This is a genomic window from Streptomyces sp. MS06 (assembly GCF_047200655.1).
GTDB lineage: Bacteria > Actinomycetota > Actinomycetes > Streptomycetales > Streptomycetaceae > Streptomyces.
This window is the reverse complement of record NZ_JBJZOJ010000013.1, coordinates 59,117-83,449: the sequence shown is the minus strand read 5'-3', so window position 1 is coordinate 83,449 and position 24,333 is coordinate 59,117. Positions and strand designations below refer to the sequence as shown.

Genomic DNA, 24,333 nt, shown 5'->3' with positions numbered 1-24,333 from the left:
TCCCCCGTACCGGCCCTCCGTCCCGAACCTCCGGGGAGTGCCGCCGGTACGGCTGAGGGGCCCGCACGTCGTCCGTGCGGGCCCCTCAGCCGTTCGCCGGCCGCCGGGTCGGCCTTTGTCGTCGCTGTCAGCCGGTGGGCTTCCCGAGCAGCCCGCCCACCGGCTGGGTTACCCCAACAGGCCGCCCACAAGGCCGGTCTCCGAGGAGGAGCCGCCGTCGTCGGGGCCGCCGCCGGGACCGCTGGTGGCGCCGCCGCTCGCGGTGCCGCCGGAGGTCGGTCCGGCGCTGGTGCTGGGCGCCTGGTCGGCCGGGGAGGACTGTCGGGTGGGTGCCTGGCCGGTGCTGCCCCGGGTGCGGCTGGGCGCACCGCCGGTCGTGGTGCCGGGGCCGCGGGTCGCGCCGGCGGTGGTGGTGTCCGCGCTCGGCGACTTCGAGGTGGTGCTCTCGGTCGGGGAGGCGGCCGCCGACGGGGCCTTGCTGCGGCCGGTCGTGGTGCCGGGGTCCTGCGGGAGCGGGGAGCCGGGCAGTTCGTTGCGCGGGGGCTCGCCGGGCCTCGGGACGACGACGCGGTCGGCATCGCGGACGGCACCGCCGAGCAGGGCGCCGATCAGCAGGGTCACGCCGGTGACGATGGCGGTGACCAGTGCGCCGCGGCGCAGGACGTAGCGGCGCAGCTCCCAGATGTCGGCGCGGGGTCCGAGGCGCCGCCAGGCCCCGGCGGCGAGCCGGCCGTCGACGGAGTACACGGGGGCGCCGGCGATGATCAGCGGGGACCATGCGGCGAGGTAGATGATGTCGGGCGTGTCGTAGGCCGGTACGGTCTTCCAGCTCACGGTGACGATGAGCGCGGCGGAGAGCAGCGCGCCGACGACCGCGGCGACGCGCTGCCAGCAGCCGAGGACCGTCAGGACGCCGACGACCACCTGGAGGAAGGCGATGACGAGTCCGGATCCGACGGGGTGGTGCAGGGCGAACCGGTGCAGCGGCTCGGCGACTTCCCAGGGGTGCAGGGTGTTCAGCCACTTGACCATGGAGCCGCGCTTGCCGCCGTCGAAGTAGACGGGGTCGCACAGCTTGCCCATGCCGGCGTAGACGGAGATGAAGCCGAGGAAGATCCGCAGGGGGAGCAGGACGACCCCGAGGTTCATCCGGCGGCCGGGGTAGTAGGCGTGCCGGGCGGGGTCGTCGGCGAGCCGCCTGCTGCGGGACCGCCCGCCGTCCGCGCGGTCGGCGCGCTCCTCCGGGTACTCGGGGTACTCGAGGTGGTCGGGGTGGTCGGGGTCCTCGAACCCCGTTCCGGGGTGGTCCGGTTCGTCGTAGGCGCTTCCGACGGTGCGCATGTTCGGCAGCAGACGGGGGGCGGGCGCGTCGCCGGGGCCGCGCTGGGCTCCGACGACGGGTGTCTCGACGGTGGCGTCCAGCCGGGCGTGGACCGGGTCGGTTTCGTCGACGCGCGGGATGACCTGGGTGGAGCCGAGGTCCCCGGCGGGCGGTCCGGTGTGGCCGACGCTGCCGGCCCGCACGGCCTGGAGGAGGCGGTGCGCGCCCGTGTCGTCGGGCTCCGAACGGCCGCTCCACACGACGGGCCGGCGGCGGGCACCGGCGGCGGCGTCGGTACCGGCGGCGGGCATGCGGGCGGAGTCCTGGGTGGCGGCCAGGTGCCGCGCGATCCGCGGGGATGGGGCGCGCCGTGCCGACGCGCCCAACTGCACGCGGAAGCTCGCGTGGTTCACGATGACCTGCGCCGGATCGCTCGGCACCTTCACCATGCTCAACGCGGGAGCGTCGTCGAATCCCGACGAGCGGTCCCCCGTGGGTGTGCGGGGTGTTCTGGTGTCCACACTCATCTAACCGAGTGACGCGTGGTTAGGACACTGCTTTGACCCGCCGGATCTGTCCGGACCCCGTCAAACCCGGCCGCCTCGCCGGAATTACCCCGTCCGGGTGAGTGCGGGCACGTCTGTTCAGCCGCGGCGGCGTGCCGCCTCGTACAGCACGATCCCCGCCGCCACACCGGCGTTGAGGGACTCGGCGCCGCCCGGCATGGCGATCCGCACCCGGAAGTCGCAGGTCTCCCCCACCAGCCGGGACAGGCCCTTGCCCTCGCTTCCGACGACGACGGCGACCGGCCCCTGCAGGGCGTCCAGCTCACCGAGTTCGACGTCCCCGTCGGCGGCGAGTCCGACGACCACGATGCCCGCCTTCTTGTACGCCTCCAGCGCCCGGGTGAGGTTGGTGGCGCGGGCGACGGGTGTGCGTGCGGCCGTACCGGCGGAGGTCTTCCAGGCGCCGGCGGTCATGCCGGCGGCGCGCCGCTCGGGCACGACGACGCCGTGGCCGCCGAAGGCGGAGACGGAGCGGACGACGGCACCGAGGTTGCGCGGGTCGGTGACCCCGTCGAGGGCGACGATCAGCGGGTCCTCGCCGGCGTCCGCGGCGGCGGCCGCGAGGTCCTCGGGGTGGGCGTACTCGTACGGCGGGACCTGGAGGACGAGGCCCTGGTGGTTGAGGCCGTTCGTCATCCGGTCCAGCTCGGGCCGCGGGGCCTCCAGCAGGTTGACGCTGCCCCGCTCGGCGACGAGCTGGAGCGCCTCGCGGACCCGCTCGTCGTTGTCGATGAACTGCTGGACGTAGAGCGTGGTGGCGGGCACGCCCTCGCGCAGCGCCTCGACGACCGGGTTGCGTCCGACGACGAGTTCGTTGGCGGTGCGGCCGCCGCGCCGCTGCTGCTGCGTGCGTCCCTGCGTGCGGCGGGCCTTGGCAGCGGCGGCGCGCTGCTTGGCGTGCCCCTTGCGCATCTCGGCGGGGGGTGTCGGTCCCCTGCCTTCCAGGCCCCGGCGCCGCTTGCCGCCGCTGCCGACCTGCGCGCCCTTCTTGCCGGACATGCGGCGGTTGTTCGCGGCCATGAGCTACCCGTCTGTCGTGTGGTTCTTCGTACGTACGTCTGTGAAGTGTGCCGCCCGGAGGCCCGGACGGCACAATCGATCTTCGTCGGGCGGCGGCTCAGCGGGCGCCGAGGCTCCACCGGGGGCCCTGCGGGCCGTCCTCGATGACCAGTCCGGACCGGGTCAGCCGGTCGCGGATGGCGTCCGCGGTGGCCCAGTCCTTGCGGGCGCGCGCGGACTCGCGCTGCTCCAGCACCAGCCCGACCAGGTTGTCGACGACACCGTGCAGTTCGTCGCCCCGGTCGTCGGCGCCGGCCCAGCGCTCGTCGAGCGGGTCGAGACCGAGGACGCCGAGCATGGCCCGCAGTTCGGCGAGCCGGGCCACCGCGCCCTCCTTGTCGTCGGCCGCGAGCGCGCTGTTGCCCTGCCGGACCGTGGTGTGCACGATCGCGAGCGCCTGGGGCACGCCGAGGTCGTCGTCCATCGCCTCGGCGAAGGCGGACGGCACGTCGGCGGCCGGCTCGACGGTCTTCCCGGCGAGCTCGGTGACGCGCTGGACGAAGCCCTCGATCCGGGCGAAGGCGGCCTCCGCCTCGCGCAGCGACTCCTCGCTGTACTCGATGGTGGAGCGGTAGTGCGGGGTGCCGAGGTAGTAGCGGAGCACGAGGGGGCGCCACCGCTTGACCATCTCGGAGACGAGCACCGAGTTGCCGAGCGACTTGGACATCTTCTCGCCGCTCATGGTGACCCAGGCGTTGTGCACCCAGTACCGGGCGAACGTGTCGCCGAAGCCCTCGGCCTGGGCGATCTCGTTCTCGTGGTGCGGGAAGATCAGGTCGATGCCGCCGCCGTGGATGTCGAAGGCGGAGCCCAGGTACTTGTGGGCCATCGCCGAGCACTCCAGGTGCCAGCCCGGCCGGCCGCGCCCCCACGGCGTCTCCCAGCTGGGCTCGCCCGGCTTGGCCGCCTTCCACATGGCGAAGTCGCGCGGGTCCCGCTTGCCGGTCTCGCCCTCCTCCGAGGGCTGGAGCAGGTTCTCCAGCTCCTGGTTGGACAGCGACAGGTAGCCGGGCAGGGAGCGGACGTCGAAGTAGACGTTGCCGTCGGAGGCGTAGGCGTGCCCGCGCTCGATGAGCGTGCGCATCATCTCGACCATCTCCGGCACGTGGCCGGTGGCCCGCGGCTCGTAGGTCGGCGGCAGGCAGCCCAGCGCGGTGTACGCGTCGTCGAACGCCCGCTCGTTCTCGTAGCCGATCGCCCACCAGGGGCGGTTCTGCTCCGCCGCCTTCCGGATGATCTTGTCGTCGATGTCGGTGACGTTGCGGATGAACGTGACGTCGTAGCCGCGGTGGGCGAACCAGCGGCGCATGATGTCGAAGTTCAGCCCCGACCGGATGTGCCCGATGTGCGGAGCGGCCTGCACGGTGGCACCGCACAGGTAGATCGAGACGCAGCCCGGCGCGAGCGGGGTGAAGTCACGGATCTGCCGGGCGCTGGTGTCGTACAGGCGAATAGTCACGCCTCCAGGGTAGTGGGCGCAGGGGGGTGCATCCGACGATCGGGCGAAGTCCGCCCGGCCGGTGCACCCCCGGCGTGCGCCCGGTTCAGCCGGTCCGCGCCGACCGCGTCACCCGGTCCCGGGGCCACGGCTGTCACCCGGTCCCGGCCACGGCTGTCACCCGGTCCCGGCCGCCGCCGTCGCCCTGTTCCGACCACGGCTGCCGTCCGGCCCGGGCCACGACCGCCACGCGGCCCGACGGCCTGCGCCCGGCCGGACCGGACGACCGTCGCCCGCCGGACCGGATGACCGTCGCCCGCCGGTTCATCGCCCGCCGGTCCGGGCGGCCATCGCCCGCCGGTCCGTGCCGTCCGTGTCAGCCGGTCCGTGTCAGCCGGTCCGGGCCACCAGCGCCGTCGCGATCGCCATCAGTCCCTCGCCGCGCCCGGGGAAGCCCAGTCCGTCGGTGGTGGCGCCGGACACGGACACCGGTGCGCCGGCCGCCGCGGAGAGGACCCGCTGCGCCTCCTCCCGGCGCCTGCCGATCTTCGGGCGGGGGCCGACGACCTGGACGGCGATGTTGCCGACGGTGAATCCGGCCGCGCGGACGATACGGGCCGCCTCGGTCAGCAGCGTGACCCCGGAGGCGCCGGACCACTCGGGCCGGCCGGTGCCGAAGTGCTGCCCCAGGTCGCCGAGCCCGGCCGCGGAGAACAGCGCGTTGCAGGCGGCGTGGGCGATGACGTCGGCGTCGGAGTGCCCGGCGAGGCCGGGCCCCTCTCCCTCCCACCGCAGTCCGCCGCACCACAGTTCGCGGCCGTCCTCGAAGGCGTGGACGTCGGTGCCGATGCCCACCTGCGGCAGCACCGGCGCGGTCGGCGGCAGCGGGTGGCCGGGTGTCTCAGAAGCCATCGTTGAGCCTCCTGCGGGCCAGGACCGCCTCCGCCAGCACCAGGTCCAGCGGCCGGGTGACCTTGAACGCCTCCTCGTGGCCGGGCACTACCACCACCGGCAGCCCGAGCCGCTCGACCATGCTCGCGTCGTCGGTGACCTCGCCGGTCACGGTCTCGTGCGCCCGGACCAGGGTCGCCCGGTCGAAGCCCTGCGGGGTCTGGACGGCGCGCAGCCGTGCCCGGTCGGGCGTGGCGACGACCGGTTCGGGTTCGCCCGGGACCGGGGCCGGCTCGACCTCCTTGACGGTGTCGGCGAGCGGCACGGCCGGGACCACGGCCACCGCTCCGTCCCGCACGGCGTCGATGACCGCGTCGACGGTGTCGACCGGCACCAAGGGCCGGGCGGCGTCGTGGACGAGGACGACGGTGTGGTCCGGCGGCACCGCCTCCAGCCCGCGCCGGACGGACTCCTGCCGGGACTCGCCACCGGGCACGACGGCGAAGTCGGTCCGTTCGGGCAGCGCGTGGGCGTCCAGCAGCGACTTGACCTCTGCGGTGCCGTCCGGCGGGGCGACCACTACGACGAGGGAGACGCCGCGGGAGGCGGCCATGGCGTGCACCGCGTGGATGAGCATCGGGGTGCCGCTCAGCGCACGGAGCGCCTTGGGAGCGCCCGGACCGAGCCGCACGCCCCGGCCGGCGGCCGGGATCACGACGGCCGTGCGGGCCTGCGGGCGGGTCTCTGCGGTGGGAGGACGCGAAACGTCAGACATCGGTTCCTGTCAGGTTTGTGTGCTCGGCCTACTTGGGTATGGCCACACCGTGCCGGGCGCGACGGCCCTTGACCGGCCCCTTCCGTGACATCGGTCGAGCAGGCTGCCCGGAGCCCGGCACTCGGTAGCGGGGACCCCTTCCCCGTTGTACGGCGTCCTTGCGCGGTCGGCCGGGCTGCTGCGCGGCGGATCCGGCAGGACGTCGTCGAGCGTCGAGCACGATGGTGCGGGGGCGGTGCGGAAATGCGAACATGCCGCAGCGCCCGGCGACAGTATTTCGTCATCGGGCACCACGGCATGTCGCTGAGTGCTGATCCGAGGCGGACGGATCGCGTCAGGAGGCGAGTACCTCGTCGAGCAGCGCCTCGGCCTTGTCCTCGTTGGTGTTCTCCGCGAGGGCGAGTTCGCTCACCAGGATCTGGCGCGCCTTGGCCAGCATCCGCTTCTCACCGGCGGAGAGTCCGCGCTCCCGCTCCCGGCGCCACAGGTCGCGCACGACTTCCGCGACCTTGATGACGTCACCGGAGGCGAGCTTCTCCAGATTTGCCTTGTAGCGACGGGACCAGTTCGTGGGCTCCTCGGCGTACGGCGCGCGCAGCACCTCGAAGACCCGGTCCAGCCCGTCCTGACCGACCACATCACGCACGCCGACGAACTCCGCATTGTCCGCTGGCACACGCACCGTCAGGTCACCTTGGGCGACCTTCAGCACCAAGTAGGTCTTGTCCACGCCTTTGATCTGGCGAGTTTCGATAGCCTCGATCAGCGCGGCCCCGTGATGGGGATAGACCACGGTGTCGCCAACCTTGAACGTCATGTGACAGGTACCCCTTCCGTGGCTATCCAGGGTAACACGGATACAGCGTCTTCTGAATGGCGTTTTCGCAGGTCAGGGCATATCTCGGGGCTTGACAACAGCGACCGGGACGTGCTGCGCGGGCCGACCGGAGGCAGGTATTCGCAGGTGGGAGCCACTCCGCACGCGAAGCGAAACACGGGTGTCACGACCGCCGGGGACCTCCTCCGAGCAACCGAACATCCCCAAATGTCCGGTTCCATACGTGCGACTTACGCTACTCCGTTCGGTCGGACCTCAGCCGATCCGAGCCGAATCCGGAATTGATCACACCGCCGTCGGAAGCCCTTGAAGATCAATTCACCGGAGAGCGTGCATTCCTTCACGGAAATGCCGCGCCCCGATCGCCCGCGGGCACCGAAACGCATCTGAATGGCAGACGAGTGCGGTGTCAAAGTGATCCGAGAGCCCCCTGCGGCAAGGCCGGCGGCGCGGAGAGGCGATCAGCGGCGCGCGGGACCGGCACACCCGTTCGAACGAGGGTCCGGTGGGCGCCTGCGGACGGACCCCCGTGCGCCGCCGCGTACGGGGGTCCGGCGCTCCCGCGCCGAAGGCCCGGTACGCCCGTACAGACGGAAGCCGACCGCTCGGGGAGGGTCGGGTGCCGTGGCGGCGGAGCGGCTCGGTAATCTGAAGCCGCTGACAGACCCTCGGGGCGGCCTTACGAGACGCCGCTCTGTCCCTGCGTTCAAGGAGTTGCCGCCGCCGTGAGCAGCAGCCTTCGACGCGGCGCTCTCGCCGCCGCCGCCATCGCGTTCTCGATCGCCTCGCTCGCCGCCTGCGGCTCGGGCAACGACTCGCAGATCCTGCAGGTCAAGCCGGACAATGCGGCCACGGCCGTTGGCAACATCAAGATCCAGAACGCCGTCGTCATCACCCAGCCGAATCCCGACGCCACGGGACCCGCGGTGGTGTCGGCCACCGTCTTCAACAACGGCAGCCACCCGCAGACGCTGAAGTCGATCACCGTGGGTGCCTCCGGCACCGCGGCCGAGCTGCACCCCGCCGGCGGTGGCGGCACGCTCACCGTCCCGGCCGGCGGCTGGGTCGTCATCGGCGGCGAGGGCAACGCCTCGGCCAGCCTGCCCAGCGGCAACGAGGCCCTCCAGGGTGGCAACGTCCAGAAGGTGACCTTCACCTTCAGCAAGACGGGCCCGGTCTCCCTGGGCGCCTACGTGGTGCCGGCCGAGCACTACTTCGCGAAGTGGGGACCGAGCGACGTCCCGGCCGGGCCGGAGGCCACCGAGAGCGCTCCGGCCTCCCCCGCGGAGTCCGCGTCGCCCGCGGAGTCCGCGTCGCCCGACGCATCCCCGTCCGCTACCCCGGACGGGTCCGCCTCCGGCGCACCGAGCGGCGAGCCGTCCACGACCGCCTCGGCCTCGGCAGGCCAGTGACCTCCGTCCCTCGAGGGCGGACCGCACCGCGGGCATGACGTACACGGCGTGAAGACGTACACGGCGTGAAAGGGCGGGCCCCGAGGGGCCCGCCCTTCACCGCGTCGCCGGACGGACCGTCCGGCACCGCAGCACGGACCGTCCGCACCGCCGAGCGTCCCGTCCGCACCACCGGGCGGGCCCGCTCGCCGGCGTCACCGGCCTACGGCTCGAACTTGTACCCCAGCCCGCGCACCGTGACCAGGTAGCGCGGAGCTCCCGGGTCGGGCTCGATCTTGGCGCGCAGACGCTTGACGTGTACGTCCAGGGTCTTGGTGTCGCCGACGTAGTCGGCGCCCCAGACGCGGTCGATGAGCTGCATCCGGGTGAGGACTCGCCCGGCGTTGCGCAGCAGCATCTCCAGGAGGTCGAACTCCTTGAGCGGCAGGTCGACCTTGGAGCCGCCGACGGTGACCACGTGCCGGTCGACGTCCATGCGGACCGGGCCGGCCTCCAGCGCGGCGGGGGCGACCTCCTCGGGCTCGCCGCGGCGGCGCAGCACGGCGCGGATCCGGGCGACCAGCTCGCGCGAGGAGAAGGGCTTGGTGACGTAGTCGTCGGCCCCTATCTCCAGGCCGACGACCTTGTCGATCTCGCTGTCCTTGGCGGTCACCATGATGACGGGGACGTTGGAGCGGCCGCGCAGCTGGCGGCACACCTCCGTGCCGGGCAGCCCCGGCAGCATCAGGTCGAGGAGCACGAGGTCGGCGCCGTTGCGCTCGAACTCGTCGAGTCCGTCGGGGCCGGTGGCCGCGACTGCGACCTCGAAGCCCTCCTTGCGGAGCATGTACGACAGGGCGTCGGAGAAGGACTCCTCGTCCTCGACGACGAGCACACGGGTCACGGAAGGACCTCCGGGGCGGAAAGCGTTTCGTACGCGGTTGAGGTGGGATCGGGTGATGTGGGGGGAACGGCCCGGCCGGCTGCCCCGTCGTGCTCGCCCTCGCGGTCGAGGGCGCCGGGGCCGGGGTCCGGGTGCTGCTGGGCGCGGTCCCGTGCCGCACCCGCCTCCGGCAGCCGCAGAGTGAAGGTGGAGCCCTGTCCCTCGGCGCTCCACACCGTGACCTCCCCGCCGTGCGAGGCGACCACGTGCTTGACGATGGCCAGCCCCAGGCCGGTGCCGCCGGTGGCACGGGAGCGAGCCGGGTCGACCCGGTAGAAGCGCTCGAAGATGCGCTCCTTGTCCTTGTCGGAGATGCCGATGCCCTGGTCGGTCACGGCGATCTCGATCATGTCCCCGCCGGGCGCGGTCAGCCGGCGGGCGGCGATACCGACGCGGGTGCGGGCCGGGGAGTAGTTGACGGCGTTCTCGACGAGGTTGCCGAGGGCGGCGGCGAGCTGGCCCCGGTTTCCCCTGATCTGCAGGTCCGGGGCGCCCCCGGAGGCCATCTGGATCTGCTTGGTGGAGGCCTGGTGGCGGCACCGGTCGATCGCCTCGGCGACGAGTTCGTCGACCCCGACCGGCTCGGCGTCCTCCAGCGGGTCGTCGTTCTGCACCCGGGAGAGGTCGATGAGCTCCTGGACCAGGTTCGTCAGCCGGGTCGCCTCGACCTGCATGCGGCCGGCGAAGCGCTGCACCGCCTCCGGGTCGTCGGCGGCGTCCATCACGGCCTCCGACAGCAGGGACAGCGCGCCGACCGGTGTCTTCAGCTCGTGGCTGACGTTGGCGACGAAGTCGCGGCGGACCGCCTCGATGCGGCGGGCCTCGGTGAGGTCCTCGACCAGCAGGAGGACGAGTCGCGAACCGAGGGGTGCGACGCGCGCGGACACCGCCAGCGGCTCGCCCCGCCCGGTCCCCCGCCTCGGCAGGTCCAGCTCGACCTGCCGTATCTCGCCGTCGCGCCTCGAGTCCCGGGCCATCTGGAGCATGGGGTCGACGGCGAGTCTGCCGCCGCGGACCAGACCGAGGGCGTACGCTGCCGAGCTGGCCTTGACCACGGCGTCGCTCTCGTCGAGGACGACGGCCGAGGACCGCAGCACGGACAGGACGGTGTCCACACCGGGCGGGAGCACCGGATCGGTGTGCAGGGAGCTTCGCGTCGGGCGCTTCAGTTCCCGCTCGCTCCAGCGGAACGCCAGCATGGCGATCACGCCGGTGAGAACACCGGCGATCGCTGCCGCTGCGGCGACCGCCGCGTTCAGGTCCATGCGTCCAGGTTAGGCATGGCGTCGCCGGTGTCCCCAGCCATCCGTGTGCGACCTCGAACACTCGTCGCCCAGAGTTCACCCGGGCGCCGGTGGTGGTTCATTTGTGGTGACGGTAACGGACGCGTGCGCACCGGAACGTGGGAGCGTGGGGTGATGGCCCCGGCAGCACGGCCGGACGACGGCCCCCGTGAGCCCTGAGGCAGACGTAGGAGAGGGACCCCTGATGCGGGACGCGTACCACGAGGAACTTGATTCGATCGGCGACGGTCTGGTGGAGATGGCCCGGCTGGTCGGCTCGGCCATCGGGCGCGCCACGACCGCGATCCTCGACGCCGACCTGAAGCTGGCCGAGAGCGTGATCGAGGCCGACCAGAAGGTCGACGAGCTCCACCACGACATGGAGGCGCGGGCGATAGCACTGCTGGCCCGGCAGCAGCCGGTGGCGACGGACCTGCGGATCGTGGTGACGTCGCTGCGCATGTCGGCCGACCTGGAGCGCTCCGGCGACCTTGCGCAGCACGTGGCGAAGCTCGCCCGGCTGCGGTTCCCGGAGCGTGCGGTCCCGCACGACCTGCACGCCACCATCCTGGAGATGGGCCAGCTGGCGCAGCGGCTGATGGCGAAGACGGCCGAGGTCATCATCACCAAGGACGTCGATCTCGCCCTCCAGCTCGAGCAGGACGACGACGAGATGGACCTGCTGCACCGCACCCTGTTCCAGCACCTGCTGGACGACCGCTGGCAGCACGGCATCGAGACCGCCGTCGACGTGACCCTTCTCGGCCGCTACTACGAGCGGTACGCCGACCACGCGGTCGCGGTCGCCAAGCGGGTGGTGTTCCTGGTGACCGGCGAGCACGCGGACGAGCTCCAGTCGGACGTCCAGCCCGAGATCAAGCCCATCCAGGGGGCGGACGGGGCCTGAACGGGCCTGCGAAACGGGCCCGGGGGCGCGGACGAACAACAGTGCGCCGGTGTGCGCCGTTGATGCGCCCGGCGGCAAGGGCATGCAATGGGCACAGGCACCACCTTCGAGGAGGGACCATGGCCGATTCCCCCGGCAGCGCCGGTACGACACCGGACCCCACGCAGGAACAGCCGACCGAGCAGCCCGCCGAGATCAGGAGCCTCACCGTCATCGGCGCGTGCGGCTGCGGCTCGGGATGCGGGTGCGGATGCCAGTCGGGCGGTCCGTGCCAGTGCGGCTGACGGCAGCCCCGCACGGCTGACGCCGCACCCGGCACGGCACGGCCGACGTCAACCGATCAGGCGGCCGAGGCCCCGGTACGCCGAACCGCTGCGGCCGGCACCGGTGCGTCCGCACGGCGCGGCAAGGTCTGCGACGGCACAGGGCTCCGGCGGATGAGGCCGGAGCCCCGTTCCGGCATGCGCTTCTGACGGAGGCCCGCAGCGGGCGGCTCAGCCGCTCCGCCGCTGCGGCACCCCCCGTCGCGTCCCGTCCCGGGCGTCCGCGACGGTGCCGTCCTGCTCACCGCACATGCTCGTCCGGCGCGCACCAGCCAAGACGGCTCGTCACACCGTGCCGCCGAAGAAGACCTGCACCTCCCTGATGAGCCCGTCCCGGACAGTGATCGCCTCCGTGTTGCGGTACCTGTCACCCGTCGCGAGCTCGTACTCGTAGAGGACGAGGACCAGTTCTTCGTCCGCGGGGACGACATGCAGCAGGTGCTGCTCCTTCAGCCGGTCAGCGGTCGGGAAGCACCGCTCGAAGAACGCGGCCTTGCCGAGGTGGTCGTCCTGCGGACTGGTGAACGAGAAGTCATCGGCGTAGAGAGCGAGGGCCGCCTCGCGGTCCTGTGACCTGTAGTGCCGAAACGCTGCTTCGACGACGGCTCTGGGACTGTTGACCATGCGGGCTCCTCAGCCGGACGGCACGTCCTTTCCACCACTGTACAAACACGTTCCACACGTCGTGCGAGGCCGCTGCCGAGACTGTCAGCGACTTATTCGCAGGCCACCCCGTCGCCGTCGCGGTCGAGATGCGGCGCGTAGCCGGGCTCCCACCAGTGGAGGGGCGCGGCGCCGGCGGCTCGTACTTCGTCGCAGTTCTCGTAGGAGGGCGAGGGTCCGCTCGGACGTGGCTGCGGGCCCGTCACCTCGCGTACGTCCGCCGCGACGATCGTGCCTCCGTGAACGGTGTAGGTGCCTTCGAAGAGCCGCAGCGAGCCGTCGGTCTGCGTGGCCTCCAACCCGATCGTGACGGTGTCGCCGGCCGTACCGAAGATGTGGACCGTGTCGTGGGCCGTGGTGGCGAACCCGGCGGCGAAGGCCTGGTAGGACCCCGAGAGGTTCCTGCCCCCGAGTTCCCAGGCCCGTCGGTAGTCCCGTGCGTTGATGGCGGCAAAGTAGTCGCGAACGACGGACGACTCGTCCGCGACCGCCGATGGCGCCGTCGGCCGGGAGGACCCGGGCGCCGGCGCCCGGGGCGACGTCGGCGACGCCGACGACGGCGGCTCTGGTGCCGCGGTCGTGGATCCGGTGACCGTCCTGGTCACCGTGGTCGGGGACCGCACGGGCGTGGAGTCGGTACTGCCACAGCCACTTATGCCGATCACGACGGCCAGCAGCAGCGGCGCCGCCCCCGCATGAACGAGGCGGATCACGGGCACCACCTCACGTCACGAGACTTCTCCCTCCAGACTGCGCCGCCGGCGGTCGGATCGCGAGGCGAAGCCGAACGGTCGCGCCCGGCCATGAGCATCCGAGCTCGGCTGCAGAGACGGAAGATGCCCAACTGAACTGCGGCGGAGCGGTGCCGCGTGCCGGCTGACGGGGCGACGGGGGCTGCCCGCGACGCGCTTCACGATGGCGCCCCGCTGAGTGGTGTACGGGTCCACGCACCCCGGGCGGGTCCCGGTCCGCCTCGTCTGCATCGCAGTGTCGTCACAACGCCCATGCGGCATGCGGTCGAGGTTTCCCTGGATGCGGGGACCGCTGACAGCAGGTCAGTTGAACGGACTGACCGGAGCGCCAGCGGCGGCGCAGGACCGGCTGCACAATCCCCGCGAATGCCTACCGGGGAGGCTGTCGGGCCCGCGGCGCCCAGGACAGGGCCTGCCGCCGGGCCGCGCAGTCGAGGGGTGGGGGCGACGGCGGATGCGTCGCGAGAGGACTCGGGCGCTCCGATCCGACGCCGAGGCCGGGGCTGTACGCGCTCGGAGAGGGCCCCGACCGTTGACCTGCTTCTTCGTGCCCCGGGTCTTGCCGGGGATCTTGGTGACCTGGATTTCCGCTGGTCCGAGCAGTGTTCCCGCTTCCTGAGCGATTGTCATCGGTCGTCACTGGCCGCTGGCGAGCAGCCTCGGACGGCCCGGAGACGGCCCAGACCACGGGGCCGCCCGGCGACTGATCTTGCGGCTCCCTCCTCGGACTGTTCTCGATGGGCGATCCGCCGGAAACGGGCTTACGGTCGAACGTGGGGCCGCCCTGCAAGGGAGCCCACTCGCGTCGACCCCCGTGGATCCCCCCTCACGACACCAACAGGAGACGACTGCCATGGCCACAGCATCTGAAACCCCTGTACTGGACACCATCGCCGCGATGACGGTCGACTCGGTTGAGCGGTGCGGGCTGGCTCCGGACATGCTCCTGCTCACCCGCATCGCGGCCCTCGCGGCTTCGGACGCCCCGCCGATCTCGTACATTGCCCACATCGACCCCGCCGTCCAGGCCGGCCTGACCGCCGAGCAGGTGCAGAATGTCCTTGTCGCCATCGCTCCTGTCGTGGGTACAGCCCGCGTCATGACGGCAGCCGGCAACATCGCCAAGGCCTTCGGCATCACGATCGCAGTCGCCGACGCCGAGACCCAGGGCCGCGCATAGAGATCTCGCCCGAAGTCTGCAGCTGACGGCCGTGCCCACCATCGACGCCTGGGCGCGGCCGACGGCTGAGTAGTACCGGCAAAAGCGTGTACCGCCGCCCGGATGGACCAGCCCCATGATGGCGCCGAACTCCCGTCGCCGCCGCCGGTCGCATGGCTCCCAGGACCGTCCGGGCCACTGGCCCAGAACCGTGTCACGGCAGAACCTGCGCCCCCTCAGGAGTTCGGTCCGAGCCTGTGCCGGCCCCGATCGTCGGCTGGCGCCGCGGCCGGACAAAGGCGCTGGTGTGGGCCAGCACCGCTGGATCCGTCTGAACATTTCACCGGCGAAGTTCGCTGAAACGGCAAGCGAACAGAGTTCCCCGGGCAACGCTCACAAAACGGCCCCAGTGCGGCCTCAAGCCCCCTACTCGCGACGAAATCGCAGGTAAGGGGCTTGATGAGCACCGCTTACTTCTTCTTGCCCTGACTCTTGTCGGGGATCTTGGTGAGCTGGGTCTTTGCTGGTCAGGGGCGGTGGGTTCCTGCCCCTGGTGGTCGTCGTGGGTCGTCAATGGCCACTGTCGAGCGGCCTCGGACGGCCCAGGGACGGCCCAGCTCCTCGGTCTGTGTGGGCGGTCCGCCGGCCTCAGCGCGAGGGGCGCCTCTTCGGCGGGACCGGGCCCGGGATCACATCCTTGCCAAGGTGTTCCTTGATCAGATACTTGAGTTCCGGCCCTTCCATGAGCTGGAGTCGGCCATGTTGGCGGGCAAAGTCGTGGCTGGCCCTGCCGAACCACGACGTGGTGATCAGAACCCCCTTGGCAGCACGCTTGTGCTCGACCACTCCGGCGAGCGCCTGGACGGACTCCACGCCCACGAGCTTGCTGTAGCGCTTCGCCTGAATAATGCATTCACCGTTGAAGACGGGGTCCTTGCTGACGGCCACCGCGTCGACGCCCTCGTCTTTGGACGCCTGGGTGTTCCAGGCTTCCATGCCAATCGCCTCGAAAAGTTGGCGAATCAGGTGCTCGAATTCGGTGGGTGTCAGCTTCACCAGTACGGGCCTGCTGTCCAGGCCGGCGACAACATCCATGCTGTCCATGAGCCGGTACTTCGACAGGTCGAACTCGACAATGGGGCGGATCGGTTCGAGATCGTAGGGGTTGGGAGACACCAGAGCGTTGAGTCCCCTGAGGCACTGCGCAGGATCAACCTGACTGAGACGGAGCTTCCCGAACTGCTCCCTGCTGGCGCTGAGCGTCACCAGACACGGTGAGACCTCCCGACCGGTGGCCCGGTCGATGGTTCTCACATGGCCGTTCAGGATCACGCCATTGACGACCCGGTCCGGATCGCTCGTCAGGACCTCGTGCACCGTCCTCAGAGCGACTTGAGCCAGGACGGAGGCGTAGATCTCCTTGCGCTCCTTGTCCGGACGAGGCAGCACGGTCGTCTCGTCTCGGTTCTTCACGTACCGGTAGCCCCGCGCGGTTGGAACGATCACCTCAGGCGGCAGGTGGATCTCAACAAGTACGTCACCGGTGGCAGGTCGAAAGGCGATCCTATGCTCGTGAGGGAAGCCCAATGGATACTCCGACGCATCCAGAACAGCCCCTAGATGAGCCTCGACCGCCGCGGGCTCCCCGGCTCTGTACGCCTCGCGCTGCTCGTCCAGCTTCTCGTTGAAAGCCGCCACCTCATCAAGGGCCTGCGCTTCGGCCTGGCGGTGCTCGGCACGCTTCCGCTCCAGCGTTACCAGCCGCTTCTCCTCGGCTCGCCTGTGGCGCTCTTGCGCCTCGCCGAACCGCACGCGCGCCTCGGCAACCTCAGCTTCATAGCGCTTCCTGCCAAGGCCCAAGACAGCAGCCAGACCGCCGGGCTCCGGTGGTGCGAACTCCTCCCAGCGCGGTGAAGGCTCCGGACGAGACCAAGGACGCTCGTCTAACTTTGTTGGCGTGTGAGTCCTCCGCCGGCGCTCGAAGGTCGTCGGCGGATCGCCCACCAACGCGTCACGGAGCAACTGCCCGAGCTGCTCGACCTCGTGCTCGACCCCGATCGTGCGCACCTGCGCCTGCTCGGCCTGCTGCTCCTGATACGCGGCCTTCCGCTCACGTTCCTGCCGTTTCGTGGCCGTCTCAGCGGCCTTGCGTTCCCGCTCCGCTTGTCGTGCCCGTTGCTCCTGGGCACGTCGTAGAGCTTGCTGCTGCCGCTGATAGTCGTTGCCTCGGCCGCTGCCCCGTTGCGCCACCTGTTTGCCCCTCCCCTAGCCTTACTCCGCCACAGGGCTGCATTCCCCTTCCACCTCTCAGAATCACGCAGGGCAGGGACGTCTCCTCAGCCCGACCGCACGGTGGATCGTGGACTCAAGTCGTCTGTGCCTCAACCGACGACAGTCAGCCACGATGGCGGGTTTGCCGACCGACTAGGCGCGCGTGTGCCTCGCCGCATTCCCACTGGCCTCAGCCACGCTGTCGAGGTGTCGTCGACCAGAGGAAGCGAAGACGGCCGACCGTGAGCACTCTGCCTGAGCCATCAGCTTGGGAAGCTGCGAGCACGTGCAGCCGACTGCGGTGCTGACCTGGGCGGACGGCTGGGCTGCGGCCTCGTCGGCGCCAACTGCTTTCACCGTGATTCCCCACTGTTCCCTGGTGGATCTGGTGCGGTTGTGGTGCGGTCCGCGTCATCGCACTTACTTCATCAGGAGCCCCTCTACGCCTCGCGTGAGGTCGTGCTCAAGGCGCTCGCCACAGTTGCCTTGCCGGCTCGGCATCGGGCCGTCGGTAAGGTCGGCGGGTGATCAACATTCAGGTACGCGGAGACTCGGGAAAGCCCGTAGCGCGCGCCCAGGCCGGACTGTCGTGGACGGACCTCATTCCCGCGCTGGACCCGATGAGCTTCCCGATGCTGTGGGCCTTGAGCCCCTACGGGGATGCCATATTCAACGAGCGGCAGGTGCCGTTGCTGCTCGCGGAGCTTGATCACCTTCCCGAAGCCTACGGTGGCCCCTGGGTGATCCAGACTCGAGAGCTGTGCAATGTCGTTCAGAACGGAACACACCTATACCTCTGGTTCGTCGGCGACTGAGCGATCTTGAAAACCGACGTGGCAGCGATGTCACCGTGGGTTCAAATCCCACCGCCTCCGCAAGTGAAGGGTTCCTGACCAGGTCAAACAGTCAGGGGTCGTCGTCATGTGCACTGCCCGTCAACCACCGTGGTTCCCCGCCAGTTCCCGGCTGATCGGGCATGGGAGGGGCACGGGCCCTCCGCCCCCTGCCGTTTCCACTCATCGGTCTCGGCGGCGCATGGCTGGGCGTCCGGGCCGGCACTGACGTAGCCGTCGTAGCCCTGGCGACGCTCCTCATCTCGGTTCGCATGAGAATCAGCCGCATCTAACCGCCACGGCCCAGGGACGGCCCCGGCGCAACAACAAGCCCCCTGCCAACGGAGAACCCGCAGGCAGGGGGCTTGATCGTTACTGCTTACTTCTTCTTGCCCTGGTTCTTGACGGCCTCGATCGCGGCTGCGGCGGCCTCCGGGTCGAGGTACTTGCCGCCCGGTGTGACCGGCTTGAAGTCGGCGTCGAGCTCGTAGAACAGGGGGATGCCGGTCGGGATGTTCAGGCCCGCGATGTCGGCGTCGGAGATGCCGTCGAGGTGCTTGACCAGGGCGCGCAGGCTGTTGCCGTGGGCGGCGACGAGGACCGTGCGGCCGGTCAGCAGGTCGGGGACGATGCCGTCGTACCAGTAGGGGAGCATGCGGAACACGACGTCCTTGAGGCACTCCGTGCGGGGGCGCAGCTCCGGCGGGATCGTCGCGTAGCGCGCGTCGTCGGCCTGGGAGTACTCGGCGTCGTCGGCGAGGGCCGGCGGCGGGGTGTCGTAGGAGCGGCGCCAGAGCATGAACTGCTCCTCGCCGAACTCGGCGAGGGTCTGGGCCTTGTCCTTGCCCTGGAGGGCGCCGTAGTGGCGCTCGTTCAGGCGCCAGCTGCGGTGGACCGGGATCCAGTGGCGGTCGGCGGCTTCCAGGGCGAGCTGGGCGGTGCGGATCGCGCGCTTCTGGAGCGACGTGTGCACGACGTCGGGGAGCAGGCCGGCGTCCTTGAGCAGCTCGCCGCCGCGCGTCGCCTCCTTCTCGCCCTTCGCGTTCAGGTTGACGTCCACCCAGCCGGTGAACAGGTTCTTCTCGTTCCACTCGCTCTCGCCGTGGCGGAGCAGGATCAGCTTGTACGGTGCGTCGGCCATGCGTATGAGCGTAATCCAAGCCTTCGATCGCCCGCGCGGCCGCTCGTACAGCGGACAGCGACGGACGGACTGCAGGTGGCGGGGGGTGTCGGCGGGCGGCGATCGGCTGCCGACCGACGGTGGTGGGTTGACGGAATCTGTTAATCGAGTGGCTTCCCGCACGTCCGCTTTCGTAAGTTGTGATCACCGCTAGGGCCACTTACATGGAAGGGGCAGGCGGCACCAGGCGGCCCGCACCGGGCCGCACGGACACACCTCGGGGGTCCTCCTATGTCGCCTGCCTCACTCAGGCGTGCCGTACGCACGTCGGTCTCGGGACTCCCCCGCACCTTCTGGTGGCTGTGGACCAGCACCCTGGTCAACCGGCTGGGCGGTTTCGTCGCGACCTTCATGGCGCTGTACCTGACCCTGGACCGCGGCTACTCCGCCTCCTACGCCGGTCTCGTCGCCTCCCTGCACGGGCTGGGCGCCGTGGTCTCCGCGCTGGGGGCCGGGGTGATGGCGGACCGGCTGGGGCGGCGGCCCACGCTGCTGGTCGCCCAGGTCTCCACCGCCTGCGCGGTGGCGCTGCTCGGGTTCGTGCGCGACCCGGCGGCCATCGCGGGCGTCGCCTTCCTCGTCGGCGCCGCCTCGAACGCCTCCCGGCCGGCCGTGCAGGCCATGATGGCCGACATCGTCCGGCCGGAGGACCGGGTGCGGGCCTTCTCGCTCAACTACTGGGCGATCAACCTCGGGTTCGCCGTCTCGTCGATGGCCGCCGGTTTCATCGCCGAGTTCAGCTATCTGGCCGGCTTCCTCATCGAGGCGGGCATGACGCTGGCCTGCGCCGTGGTGGTGTACCTCAGGCTTCCGGAGTCGCGCCCCGGGAGCAGCGCGGCGGCCGGGGAGGCGGAGCCGGACGTCGGGCTCGGGACCGTACTGCGCGACGGACGGTTCATGGGGGTCGTGGGGCTGTGCTTCCTGGTGGCGCTGATCTTCCAGCAGGGTTCGGTCGGCCTGCCGGTCGCGATGGGGAACGCGGGTTTCTCACCGGCCGACTACGGTCTCGCGATCGCCGTGAACGGCGCCCTCGTCGTGGTGCTGCAGATCCCGGTCACCCGGTTCATCGAGCACCGCGATCCGCGCCGGCTGCTCGTCGTCTCCTCGGTGCTGGCCGGCTACGGCTTCGGACTCACCGCGTTCGCCGGGTCGGTCGGCGTGTTCGCGCTCACCGTCTGCGTGTGGACGCTGGCCGAGATCGTCAACGCGCCGACGCAGACGGGGCTCGTGGTCCGGCTCTCGCCCGTCCGCGGACGCGGCCGCTACCAGGGCATGTACACGCTGTCCTGGTCGGTGGCCTCGCTGGTGGCGCCGCTGATGTCGGGTGCCGTGATCGACCGGTTCGGGGCGGAGTGGCTGTGGGGGCTGTGCGCGGTCGTCGGGACGGTGGCGGGGGCGGGCTACGCCCTGCTGATGCGGAGCCTGCCGGTCGGGGAGCCGCACCCCGCGCGGCGCCCCCGGAGACCCGAACCGGCACCCGCACCGGCAGCGGCACCGGTGCCGCTGCCGGTGCCGACACCCGAACCGGCACCCGTACCGGGAACGGGAGCGGGAACAGGAGCGGCACCCGTACGGCCACCGGCACCGGGTCCCGTCGGCCCGGATCCGGTCACGGATGCATCCGCGCTCCCTTGAGCACCTTGTCCACCGCGTTCCGCGGGCCGTGCACGGCGAGCCCCACCAGGTCCAGTTCGGCGGTGGGAACCGCCCGCACGGCCGCGCGGTTGTCCCGGTCGTTGCCCGTGGAGAACAGGTCGGAGGTGAACACCGACCTGGGCAGCGCCCGCGACAGGGCGCGGCCGTGGGCTGCCGTCAGGGTCTCCCGGGTGCCCTCGAGGACCAGTACCGGCTGGCGGAACATCGGCAGGTAGGCCACCCCGCCGGCGTCCTCGTACGGCTCCCCGATCACCTCGGGCAGGTGCGTACCGAGGCCGCTGACCAGGAAGGCGGTCACGTTCAGTCGCTGCCAGGGGGCGAGGTCCGCGCGGAGCAGGACGGCGATCTTGGTGTCGAATCGGACGGGTTCGGTGCTCATGGGACGAGACTGCCGACCGTGTCGCGGCCGGGTCTTGTACGTTCTTTGCATGGCCGACGGACAGGGCCGCGACGACCGGCAGCAGGTCACCGCGTGGCGTCCCCGGGTACCGGGGGTGACCGAGGTCTTCCACGCCCGCTTCACCGAGTACGCCTACCCGATGCACGTCCACGAGGCGTGGACGCTGCTCATCGTCGACGACGGCGCCGTCCGCTACGACCTGCACCGGCACCGGCGCGGCACCCCGCACGGCACGGTCACCCTGCTGCCGCCGCACGTCCCGCACAACGGCTCGTCCGCGACGCCGGGCGGGTTCCGCAAGCGGGTGCTGTACCTGGACGGAACGGTGCTGAGCGAGGAACTCATCCCCGCCGCCGTCGACGGGCCCGACCTGCGTGATCCGCTGCTGAGGCGGCGTGTCGCGCAGGTGCACGCCGCGCTGGCGCACCCCGGGGACGAACTGGCGGCGGAGAGCCTGCTGGCGCTCGTCGGCGAACGCCTGCGCGCGCGGCTGCGGCAGCGGGCGGCCGAGGCGGCGGGCGCCGGAGCGGGGCACCGCTCCCCCGTCCTCGCCGGGCGGCTGCGGGAACTGCTCGACGCCCGGGTGACCGACGGGATCACGCTGGCGGAGGCGTCCGCGCTGCTCCAGGCGCACCCGGCCCATCTGGTGCGGGCGTTCAGCGGCGCGTACGGCATCGCCCCGCACCGGTACCTGACGTGCCGCCGGATCGACCGGGCCCGCCGGCTGCTGCTGGAGGGGTGCTCCCCCGGCGACACCGCCGCCGCGGCGGGCTTCTACGACCAGGCCCATCTCACCCGCCATTTCAGGAAGTTGGTGGGGGTCACACCGGGCCGCTACGCCGCCGGGCGGCATGGCTGAACGTGCCGGGCCTCCGTACCCTGCGGGCATGGACTGGCATGCCTGGCACGACGCGTACGACGCTCCGGACCACGCGCTCGGCCGCCGGCTCGCCCTGGTCCGGGAGCGGATCGCGCGGGCACTCGACGACGCCCCGGCGGGCCCGCTGCGTGCCGTGAGCCTCTGCGCGGGGCAGGGCCGGGACCTGATCGGGGCGCTGCGCGGGCACCCGCGGCGCGGCGACGTACGGGCCCGCCTCGTCGAACTCGACGGGCGCAACGTGCGGGTGACCCGGCAGGCGGCCCGGGCCGCCGGGCTGACCGGGGTCGACGTGGTCGCCGGGGACGCGGCGGTGACCGACCACTACATCGGTCTGGCGCCCGCCGACCTGGTCCTGCTGTGCGGTGTGCTCGGCAACCTCACGGAGGCCGACGGCGAGCGGGTCCTGGGGTACTGCACGCGGCTGTGCCGTACGGGCGGCACGCTGGTGTGGACGCGGACCCGGCACCACGAGACGAAGGTGTGCGCCCGGCTGGAGCAGCGCGGGTTCCGCCCGGTGTGGGTGTCCGCCCGGTGTGGGTGTCGGGGCCCGAGGTTCCGGACGGGGTCGGCGCGCACCGTTTCACCGGTGGGTCCCGGCCGCTGCACCGCGGTGAGCGGATGTTCACGTTCGTCGTGGGCTACGACGTCCTGCACGGGCCGGGCTACGAGGCCCCGTAGGCGCCCGGCGAGCCCCGGTGCGAAGGGCCGGTCACTCCCCCCGGGGGCGGGTGAGGTGGGCGAACGGCTCCAGGTTGCGGGTCGACTCGCCCCGGGACACCCGCCAGGCGTACTCCTTGCGGATCGCGGAGGCGAAGCCGAGTTCGAGGAGGGTGTTGAAGCTGTCGTCGGCCGCCTGCAGGACCTGGCCGAGCAGCCGGTCGACCTCCTCGGGGGTGGCGGAGGCCAGCGGGAGGCGGGCGGTGACGTAGATGTCGCCGAGCGGGTCGACGGCGTAGCCGATCCCGTAGAGCTTCAGGTTGCGTTCCAGCAGCCAGCGGTGGACGCCCGCCTCGTTCTCCTCGGGGTGGCGGATGACGAAGGCGTTCAGCGACAGGGAGTGGCGCCCCACGCGGAGCGAGACGGTCGTGGACAGCTTGCGGGTGCCGGGGAGGCCGACCACGTAGGTGCCGGGTTCGGGGCTCTCCCACTCCAGCCCGCTGTCGGCGAGCACGTCCTCGATGACCTGCGCCGCCCCGGCGCTCGCCGGGTTGCCGTGCAGCACCTTCCCGTCCGCCGCACCGGCCGCCGCGCCACCGGCCTCCGCGGTCCGGTCCGGCTCCCCGGCCCCGTCGCCCGTCGCCGCGCCGCCCTCTGCGTCAGCCCTGTCGTCAGCCATGGGCCGAGCGTACGCGACGCCGGTGGGCGTGCACGGCGGCCGTGTAGACGTCCGCGGTGGCGGCGGCCGCGGTGTCCCAGCCGAAGGCCTTCGCGTGCCGCGCGGCGGCCGCGCCCATGCGTGGCGAGAGCTGCGGCTCGTCGGCGAAGCGGGCCAGCACGCGCGCGTAGGCGGCCGGTTCGTGCCCCCGCACCAGGAAACCGGTCTCGCCGTCCCGTACCGCCACCGGCAGGCCCCCGACGGCGGCGGCGAGCACCGGGGTGCCCGCCGCCTGCGCCTCTATGGCGACCAGGCCGAAGGACTCGCTGTAGGAGGGGACCACCAGCACGGAGGCCGCCCGGAACCAGTCGGCGAGCCGGTCCTGGCCGACGGGCGGCTGGAAGCGCACGACGTCGGCGATGCCCAGGCGGGCGGCCAGCTTCTGCAGCCCCTCCGGCTTGGCGAGGCCGCTGCCGCTGGGGCCTCCGACGACCGGCACGACGACGCGGGAGCGCAGCTCGGGGCGTTCCCGGAGCAGCACGGCGACCGCACGCAGCAGTACGTCCGGTGCCTTCAGCGGCTGGATGCGGCCGGCGAACAGCGGGATCACGGCGTCCTGCGGGAGCCCCAGGCGGCGGCGCGCGGCGGCGCGGCCGTCGGTGGGGCGGAAGCGGTCGAGGTTGACGCCGGGGTGGACCACGGCGACCTTGTCCGGTTCGGCGGCGTAGTGCCGGACGAGTTCCTCGGCCTCGTCGGCGGTGTTGGCGACCAACCGGTCGGCCGCGTCGACGATCTGGGTCTCGCCGATGACGCGGGCGGCGGGCTCCGGGGTGTCGCCGGCGGCCAGGTTGGCGTTCTTGACCTTGGCCATGGTGTGCATGGCGTGCACCAGGGGGACGCCCCAGCGCTGCGCGGCGAGCCAGCCGACGTGCCCGGAGAGCCAGTAGTGGCTGTGGACGAGGTCGTAGTACCCGGGCCGGTGGCCGGCCCAGGCCTGCATCACCCCGTGGGTGAAGGCGCACAGCTGGGCCGGGAGGTCCTCCTTGGCCAGGCCCTCGTAGGGGCCCGCGTCGATGTGGCGGACCAGGACGCCGGGCGCGAGCTGGACGGCGGGCGGCAGGGTCCCGGTGGTCGCCCGGGTGAAGATCTCGACCTCGACGTTGATCGCGGCCAGGCGCTGTGCGAGCTCCACGATGTAGACGTTCATGCCGCCGGCGTCGCCGGTCCCGGGCTGGTGGAGGGGGGAGGTGTGCACGGAGAGCATCGCCACGCGGCGCGGCCGCCGGTGCAGCCTGAGCCGTGGCGCGTTCGCCGGGGAGCGACGCCCGAGCCTGCTGACGTGATGGCTCACCTGGCGTCCTCCTTGCTGCGGGCGTCCCGACCCGGGGATGGGCTTCTCCGCCACCTGCAACGCGGGAAGGGCCGATTCCCATTCCGCGGACAGGACGCTTTGCCGAACGATTACCGAACCTCGCTCAACCGTTCGATC

At 71.6% G+C, this 24,333-nt stretch carries 23 protein-coding genes; 8 read left to right on the top strand and 15 right to left on the bottom strand.

Going from position 1 to position 24,333, the window contains the following annotated elements:
- Positions 1 to 168 precede the first annotated feature (168 nt).
- The 6 genes from ACL02U_RS09270 to ACL02U_RS09245 all read right to left on the bottom strand — a co-directional run bounded on the left by ACL02U_RS09270 (position 169) and on the right by ACL02U_RS09245 (position 6,867).
- A complete protein-coding gene (locus ACL02U_RS09270) occupies positions 169 to 1,848 on the bottom strand; it encodes a DoxX family membrane protein (RefSeq protein WP_412790199.1) in 1,680 nt (559 codons plus the stop codon).
- 117 nt (positions 1,849 to 1,965) lie between these two features.
- On the bottom strand, positions 1,966 to 2,907 hold the full coding sequence (gene rlmB / locus ACL02U_RS09265; protein ID WP_412790198.1) for a 23S rRNA (guanosine(2251)-2'-O)-methyltransferase RlmB: 942 nt from the start codon (positions 2,905 to 2,907) through the stop codon (positions 1,966 to 1,968).
- Positions 2,908 to 3,004: 97 nt separating this feature from the next.
- A complete protein-coding gene (gene cysS / locus ACL02U_RS09260) occupies positions 3,005 to 4,405 on the bottom strand; it encodes a cysteine--tRNA ligase (RefSeq protein ID WP_412790197.1) in 1,401 nt (466 codons plus the stop codon).
- Between the two features lie 369 nt (positions 4,406 to 4,774).
- Positions 4,775 to 5,296: a 2-C-methyl-D-erythritol 2,4-cyclodiphosphate synthase gene (gene ispF, locus ACL02U_RS09255; protein WP_412790196.1), complete on the bottom strand. Its 522-nt coding sequence runs from the start codon at positions 5,294 to 5,296 to the stop codon at positions 4,775 to 4,777.
- A complete protein-coding gene (ispD, locus tag ACL02U_RS09250) occupies positions 5,286 to 6,050 on the bottom strand; it encodes a 2-C-methyl-D-erythritol 4-phosphate cytidylyltransferase (protein ID WP_412790195.1) in 765 nt (254 codons plus the stop codon). Before ispD ends, ispF begins: the two co-directional genes overlap by 11 nt.
- Positions 6,051 to 6,384: 334 nt before the next feature.
- Positions 6,385 to 6,867 (bottom strand): CarD family transcriptional regulator, encoded by a 483-nt coding sequence (locus tag ACL02U_RS09245; protein WP_003953493.1) that lies wholly within the window; start codon positions 6,865 to 6,867, stop codon positions 6,385 to 6,387.
- A 746-nt stretch (positions 6,868 to 7,613) separates the two neighbouring features.
- On the opposite strand from ACL02U_RS09245, the gene ACL02U_RS09240 reads away from it, so the two are divergent.
- Positions 7,614 to 8,300 (top strand): DUF461 domain-containing protein, encoded by a 687-nt coding sequence (locus ACL02U_RS09240; RefSeq protein WP_412790194.1) that lies wholly within the window; start codon positions 7,614 to 7,616, stop codon positions 8,298 to 8,300.
- A 202-nt stretch (positions 8,301 to 8,502) separates the two neighbouring features.
- Here the strand turns inward: ACL02U_RS09240 and ACL02U_RS09235 are convergent, their stop codons facing one another.
- On the bottom strand, positions 8,503 to 9,183 hold the full coding sequence (locus tag ACL02U_RS09235; protein WP_030734890.1) for a response regulator transcription factor: 681 nt from the start codon (positions 9,181 to 9,183) through the stop codon (positions 8,503 to 8,505).
- Positions 9,180 to 10,487 carry a sensor histidine kinase gene (locus tag ACL02U_RS09230; protein ID WP_412790193.1) on the bottom strand — a complete coding sequence of 436 codons (1,308 nt, stop codon included), beginning with the start codon at positions 10,485 to 10,487 and terminating at the stop codon, positions 9,180 to 9,182. Before ACL02U_RS09230 ends, ACL02U_RS09235 begins: the two co-directional genes overlap by 4 nt.
- Before the next feature lie 223 nt (positions 10,488 to 10,710).
- Here ACL02U_RS09230 and phoU point away from each other — a divergent pair, with 223 nt between their 5' ends.
- Together phoU and ACL02U_RS09220 are read left to right on the top strand one after the other, a co-directional pair.
- On the top strand, positions 10,711 to 11,412 hold the full coding sequence (gene phoU / locus ACL02U_RS09225; RefSeq protein WP_412790192.1) for a phosphate signaling complex protein PhoU: 702 nt from the start codon (positions 10,711 to 10,713) through the stop codon (positions 11,410 to 11,412).
- A gap of 119 nt (positions 11,413 to 11,531) precedes the next feature.
- On the top strand, positions 11,532 to 11,696 hold the full coding sequence (locus tag ACL02U_RS09220; protein WP_412790191.1) for a hypothetical protein: 165 nt from the start codon (positions 11,532 to 11,534) through the stop codon (positions 11,694 to 11,696).
- Between the two features lie 324 nt (positions 11,697 to 12,020).
- Here ACL02U_RS09220 and ACL02U_RS09215 read toward each other — a convergent pair whose 3' ends face one another.
- Together ACL02U_RS09215 and ACL02U_RS09210 are read right to left on the bottom strand one after the other, a co-directional pair.
- On the bottom strand, positions 12,021 to 12,359 hold the full coding sequence (locus ACL02U_RS09215; RefSeq protein ID WP_412790190.1) for a nuclear transport factor 2 family protein: 339 nt from the start codon (positions 12,357 to 12,359) through the stop codon (positions 12,021 to 12,023).
- Positions 12,360 to 12,451: 92 nt separating this feature from the next.
- Entirely contained in the window at positions 12,452 to 13,111 is a 660-nt protein-coding gene (locus tag ACL02U_RS09210) for an excalibur calcium-binding domain-containing protein (RefSeq protein ID WP_412790189.1), read from the bottom strand.
- An 892-nt stretch (positions 13,112 to 14,003) separates the two neighbouring features.
- On the opposite strand from ACL02U_RS09210, the gene ACL02U_RS09205 reads away from it, so the two are divergent.
- Positions 14,004 to 14,330, top strand: coding sequence for a carboxymuconolactone decarboxylase family protein (locus ACL02U_RS09205; RefSeq protein ID WP_412790188.1), 327 nt, complete (start codon positions 14,004 to 14,006; stop codon positions 14,328 to 14,330).
- 627 nt (positions 14,331 to 14,957) lie between these two features.
- Here the strand turns inward: ACL02U_RS09205 and ACL02U_RS09200 are convergent.
- Entirely contained in the window at positions 14,958 to 16,559 is a 1,602-nt protein-coding gene (locus tag ACL02U_RS09200) for a restriction endonuclease (protein WP_412790187.1), read from the bottom strand.
- A 545-nt stretch (positions 16,560 to 17,104) separates the two neighbouring features.
- Between ACL02U_RS09200 and ACL02U_RS09195 the strand changes: the two genes are divergently transcribed.
- Complete coding sequence (locus tag ACL02U_RS09195) at positions 17,105 to 17,395, top strand: hypothetical protein (protein ID WP_412790186.1); 291 nt, start codon at positions 17,105 to 17,107, stop codon at positions 17,393 to 17,395.
- A gap of 397 nt (positions 17,396 to 17,792) precedes the next feature.
- Here the strand turns inward: ACL02U_RS09195 and ACL02U_RS09190 are convergent, their stop codons facing one another.
- Complete coding sequence (locus tag ACL02U_RS09190) at positions 17,793 to 18,554, bottom strand: phosphoglyceromutase (protein WP_412790185.1); 762 nt, start codon at positions 18,552 to 18,554, stop codon at positions 17,793 to 17,795.
- Positions 18,555 to 18,824: 270 nt separating this feature from the next.
- Between ACL02U_RS09190 and ACL02U_RS09185 the strand changes: the two genes are divergently transcribed.
- Positions 18,825 to 20,228, top strand: a complete 1,404-nt coding sequence (locus ACL02U_RS09185; protein ID WP_412790184.1) for an MDR family MFS transporter — start codon at positions 18,825 to 18,827, stop codon at positions 20,226 to 20,228.
- On the opposite strand, the gene ACL02U_RS09180 is transcribed toward ACL02U_RS09185, so the two are convergent.
- Positions 20,203 to 20,679, bottom strand: a complete 477-nt coding sequence (locus ACL02U_RS09180; protein ID WP_412790183.1) for a DUF2000 family protein — start codon at positions 20,677 to 20,679, stop codon at positions 20,203 to 20,205. The genes ACL02U_RS09185 and ACL02U_RS09180 overlap by 26 nt on opposite strands.
- On the opposite strand from ACL02U_RS09180, the gene ACL02U_RS09175 reads away from it, so the two are divergent.
- Together ACL02U_RS09175 and ACL02U_RS09170 are read left to right on the top strand one after the other, a co-directional pair.
- Positions 20,678 to 21,508, top strand: a complete 831-nt coding sequence (locus tag ACL02U_RS09175; protein WP_412790182.1) for a helix-turn-helix domain-containing protein — start codon at positions 20,678 to 20,680, stop codon at positions 21,506 to 21,508. The genes ACL02U_RS09180 and ACL02U_RS09175 overlap by 2 nt on opposite strands.
- 537 nt (positions 21,509 to 22,045) lie before the next feature.
- Positions 22,046 to 22,207 (top strand): hypothetical protein, encoded by a 162-nt coding sequence (locus ACL02U_RS09170; RefSeq protein WP_412790181.1) that lies wholly within the window; start codon positions 22,046 to 22,048, stop codon positions 22,205 to 22,207.
- Between the two features lie 31 nt (positions 22,208 to 22,238).
- Here the strand turns inward: ACL02U_RS09170 and ACL02U_RS09165 are convergent, their stop codons facing one another.
- Positions 22,239 to 22,865, bottom strand: a complete 627-nt coding sequence (locus ACL02U_RS09165; protein WP_412790180.1) for a YbjN domain-containing protein — start codon at positions 22,863 to 22,865, stop codon at positions 22,239 to 22,241.
- A complete protein-coding gene (gene mshA / locus ACL02U_RS09160) occupies positions 22,858 to 24,195 on the bottom strand; it encodes a D-inositol-3-phosphate glycosyltransferase (protein ID WP_412790179.1) in 1,338 nt (445 codons plus the stop codon). Before mshA ends, ACL02U_RS09165 begins: the two co-directional genes overlap by 8 nt.
- Between the last annotated feature and the right edge of the window lie 138 nt (positions 24,196 to 24,333).

What these genes read in the sequence shown, in the direction of transcription:
- ACL02U_RS09270 (WP_412790199.1), bottom strand. Translation starts at nt 1,848, where the DNA reads ATGAGTGTGGACACCAGAACACCCCGCACACCCACGGGGGACCGCTCG.
- rlmB (WP_412790198.1), bottom strand. Translation starts at nt 2,907, where the DNA reads ATGGCCGCGAACAACCGCCGCATGTCCGGCAAGAAGGGCGCGCAGGTC.
- ispF (WP_412790196.1), bottom strand. Translation starts at nt 5,296, where the DNA reads ATGGCTTCTGAGACACCCGGCCACCCGCTGCCGCCGACCGCGCCGGTG.
- ispD (WP_412790195.1), bottom strand. Translation starts at nt 6,050, where the DNA reads ATGTCTGACGTTTCGCGTCCTCCCACCGCAGAGACCCGCCCGCAGGCC.
- ACL02U_RS09245 (WP_003953493.1), bottom strand. Translation starts at nt 6,867, where the DNA reads ATGACGTTCAAGGTTGGCGACACCGTGGTCTATCCCCATCACGGGGCC.
- ACL02U_RS09230 (WP_412790193.1), bottom strand. Translation starts at nt 10,487, where the DNA reads ATGGACCTGAACGCGGCGGTCGCCGCAGCGGCAGCGATCGCCGGTGTT.
- phoU (WP_412790192.1), top strand. Translation starts at nt 10,711, where the DNA reads ATGCGGGACGCGTACCACGAGGAACTTGATTCGATCGGCGACGGTCTG.
- ACL02U_RS09220 (WP_412790191.1), top strand. Translation starts at nt 11,532, where the DNA reads ATGGCCGATTCCCCCGGCAGCGCCGGTACGACACCGGACCCCACGCAG.
- ACL02U_RS09215 (WP_412790190.1), bottom strand. Translation starts at nt 12,359, where the DNA reads ATGGTCAACAGTCCCAGAGCCGTCGTCGAAGCAGCGTTTCGGCACTAC.
- ACL02U_RS09205 (WP_412790188.1), top strand. Translation starts at nt 14,004, where the DNA reads ATGGCCACAGCATCTGAAACCCCTGTACTGGACACCATCGCCGCGATG.
- ACL02U_RS09190 (WP_412790185.1), bottom strand. Translation starts at nt 18,554, where the DNA reads ATGGCCGACGCACCGTACAAGCTGATCCTGCTCCGCCACGGCGAGAGC.
- ACL02U_RS09185 (WP_412790184.1), top strand. Translation starts at nt 18,825, where the DNA reads ATGTCGCCTGCCTCACTCAGGCGTGCCGTACGCACGTCGGTCTCGGGA.
- ACL02U_RS09175 (WP_412790182.1), top strand. Translation starts at nt 20,678, where the DNA reads ATGGCCGACGGACAGGGCCGCGACGACCGGCAGCAGGTCACCGCGTGG.
- ACL02U_RS09180 (WP_412790183.1), bottom strand. Translation starts at nt 20,679, where the DNA reads ATGCAAAGAACGTACAAGACCCGGCCGCGACACGGTCGGCAGTCTCGT.
- ACL02U_RS09165 (WP_412790180.1), bottom strand. Translation starts at nt 22,865, where the DNA reads ATGGCTGACGACAGGGCTGACGCAGAGGGCGGCGCGGCGACGGGCGAC.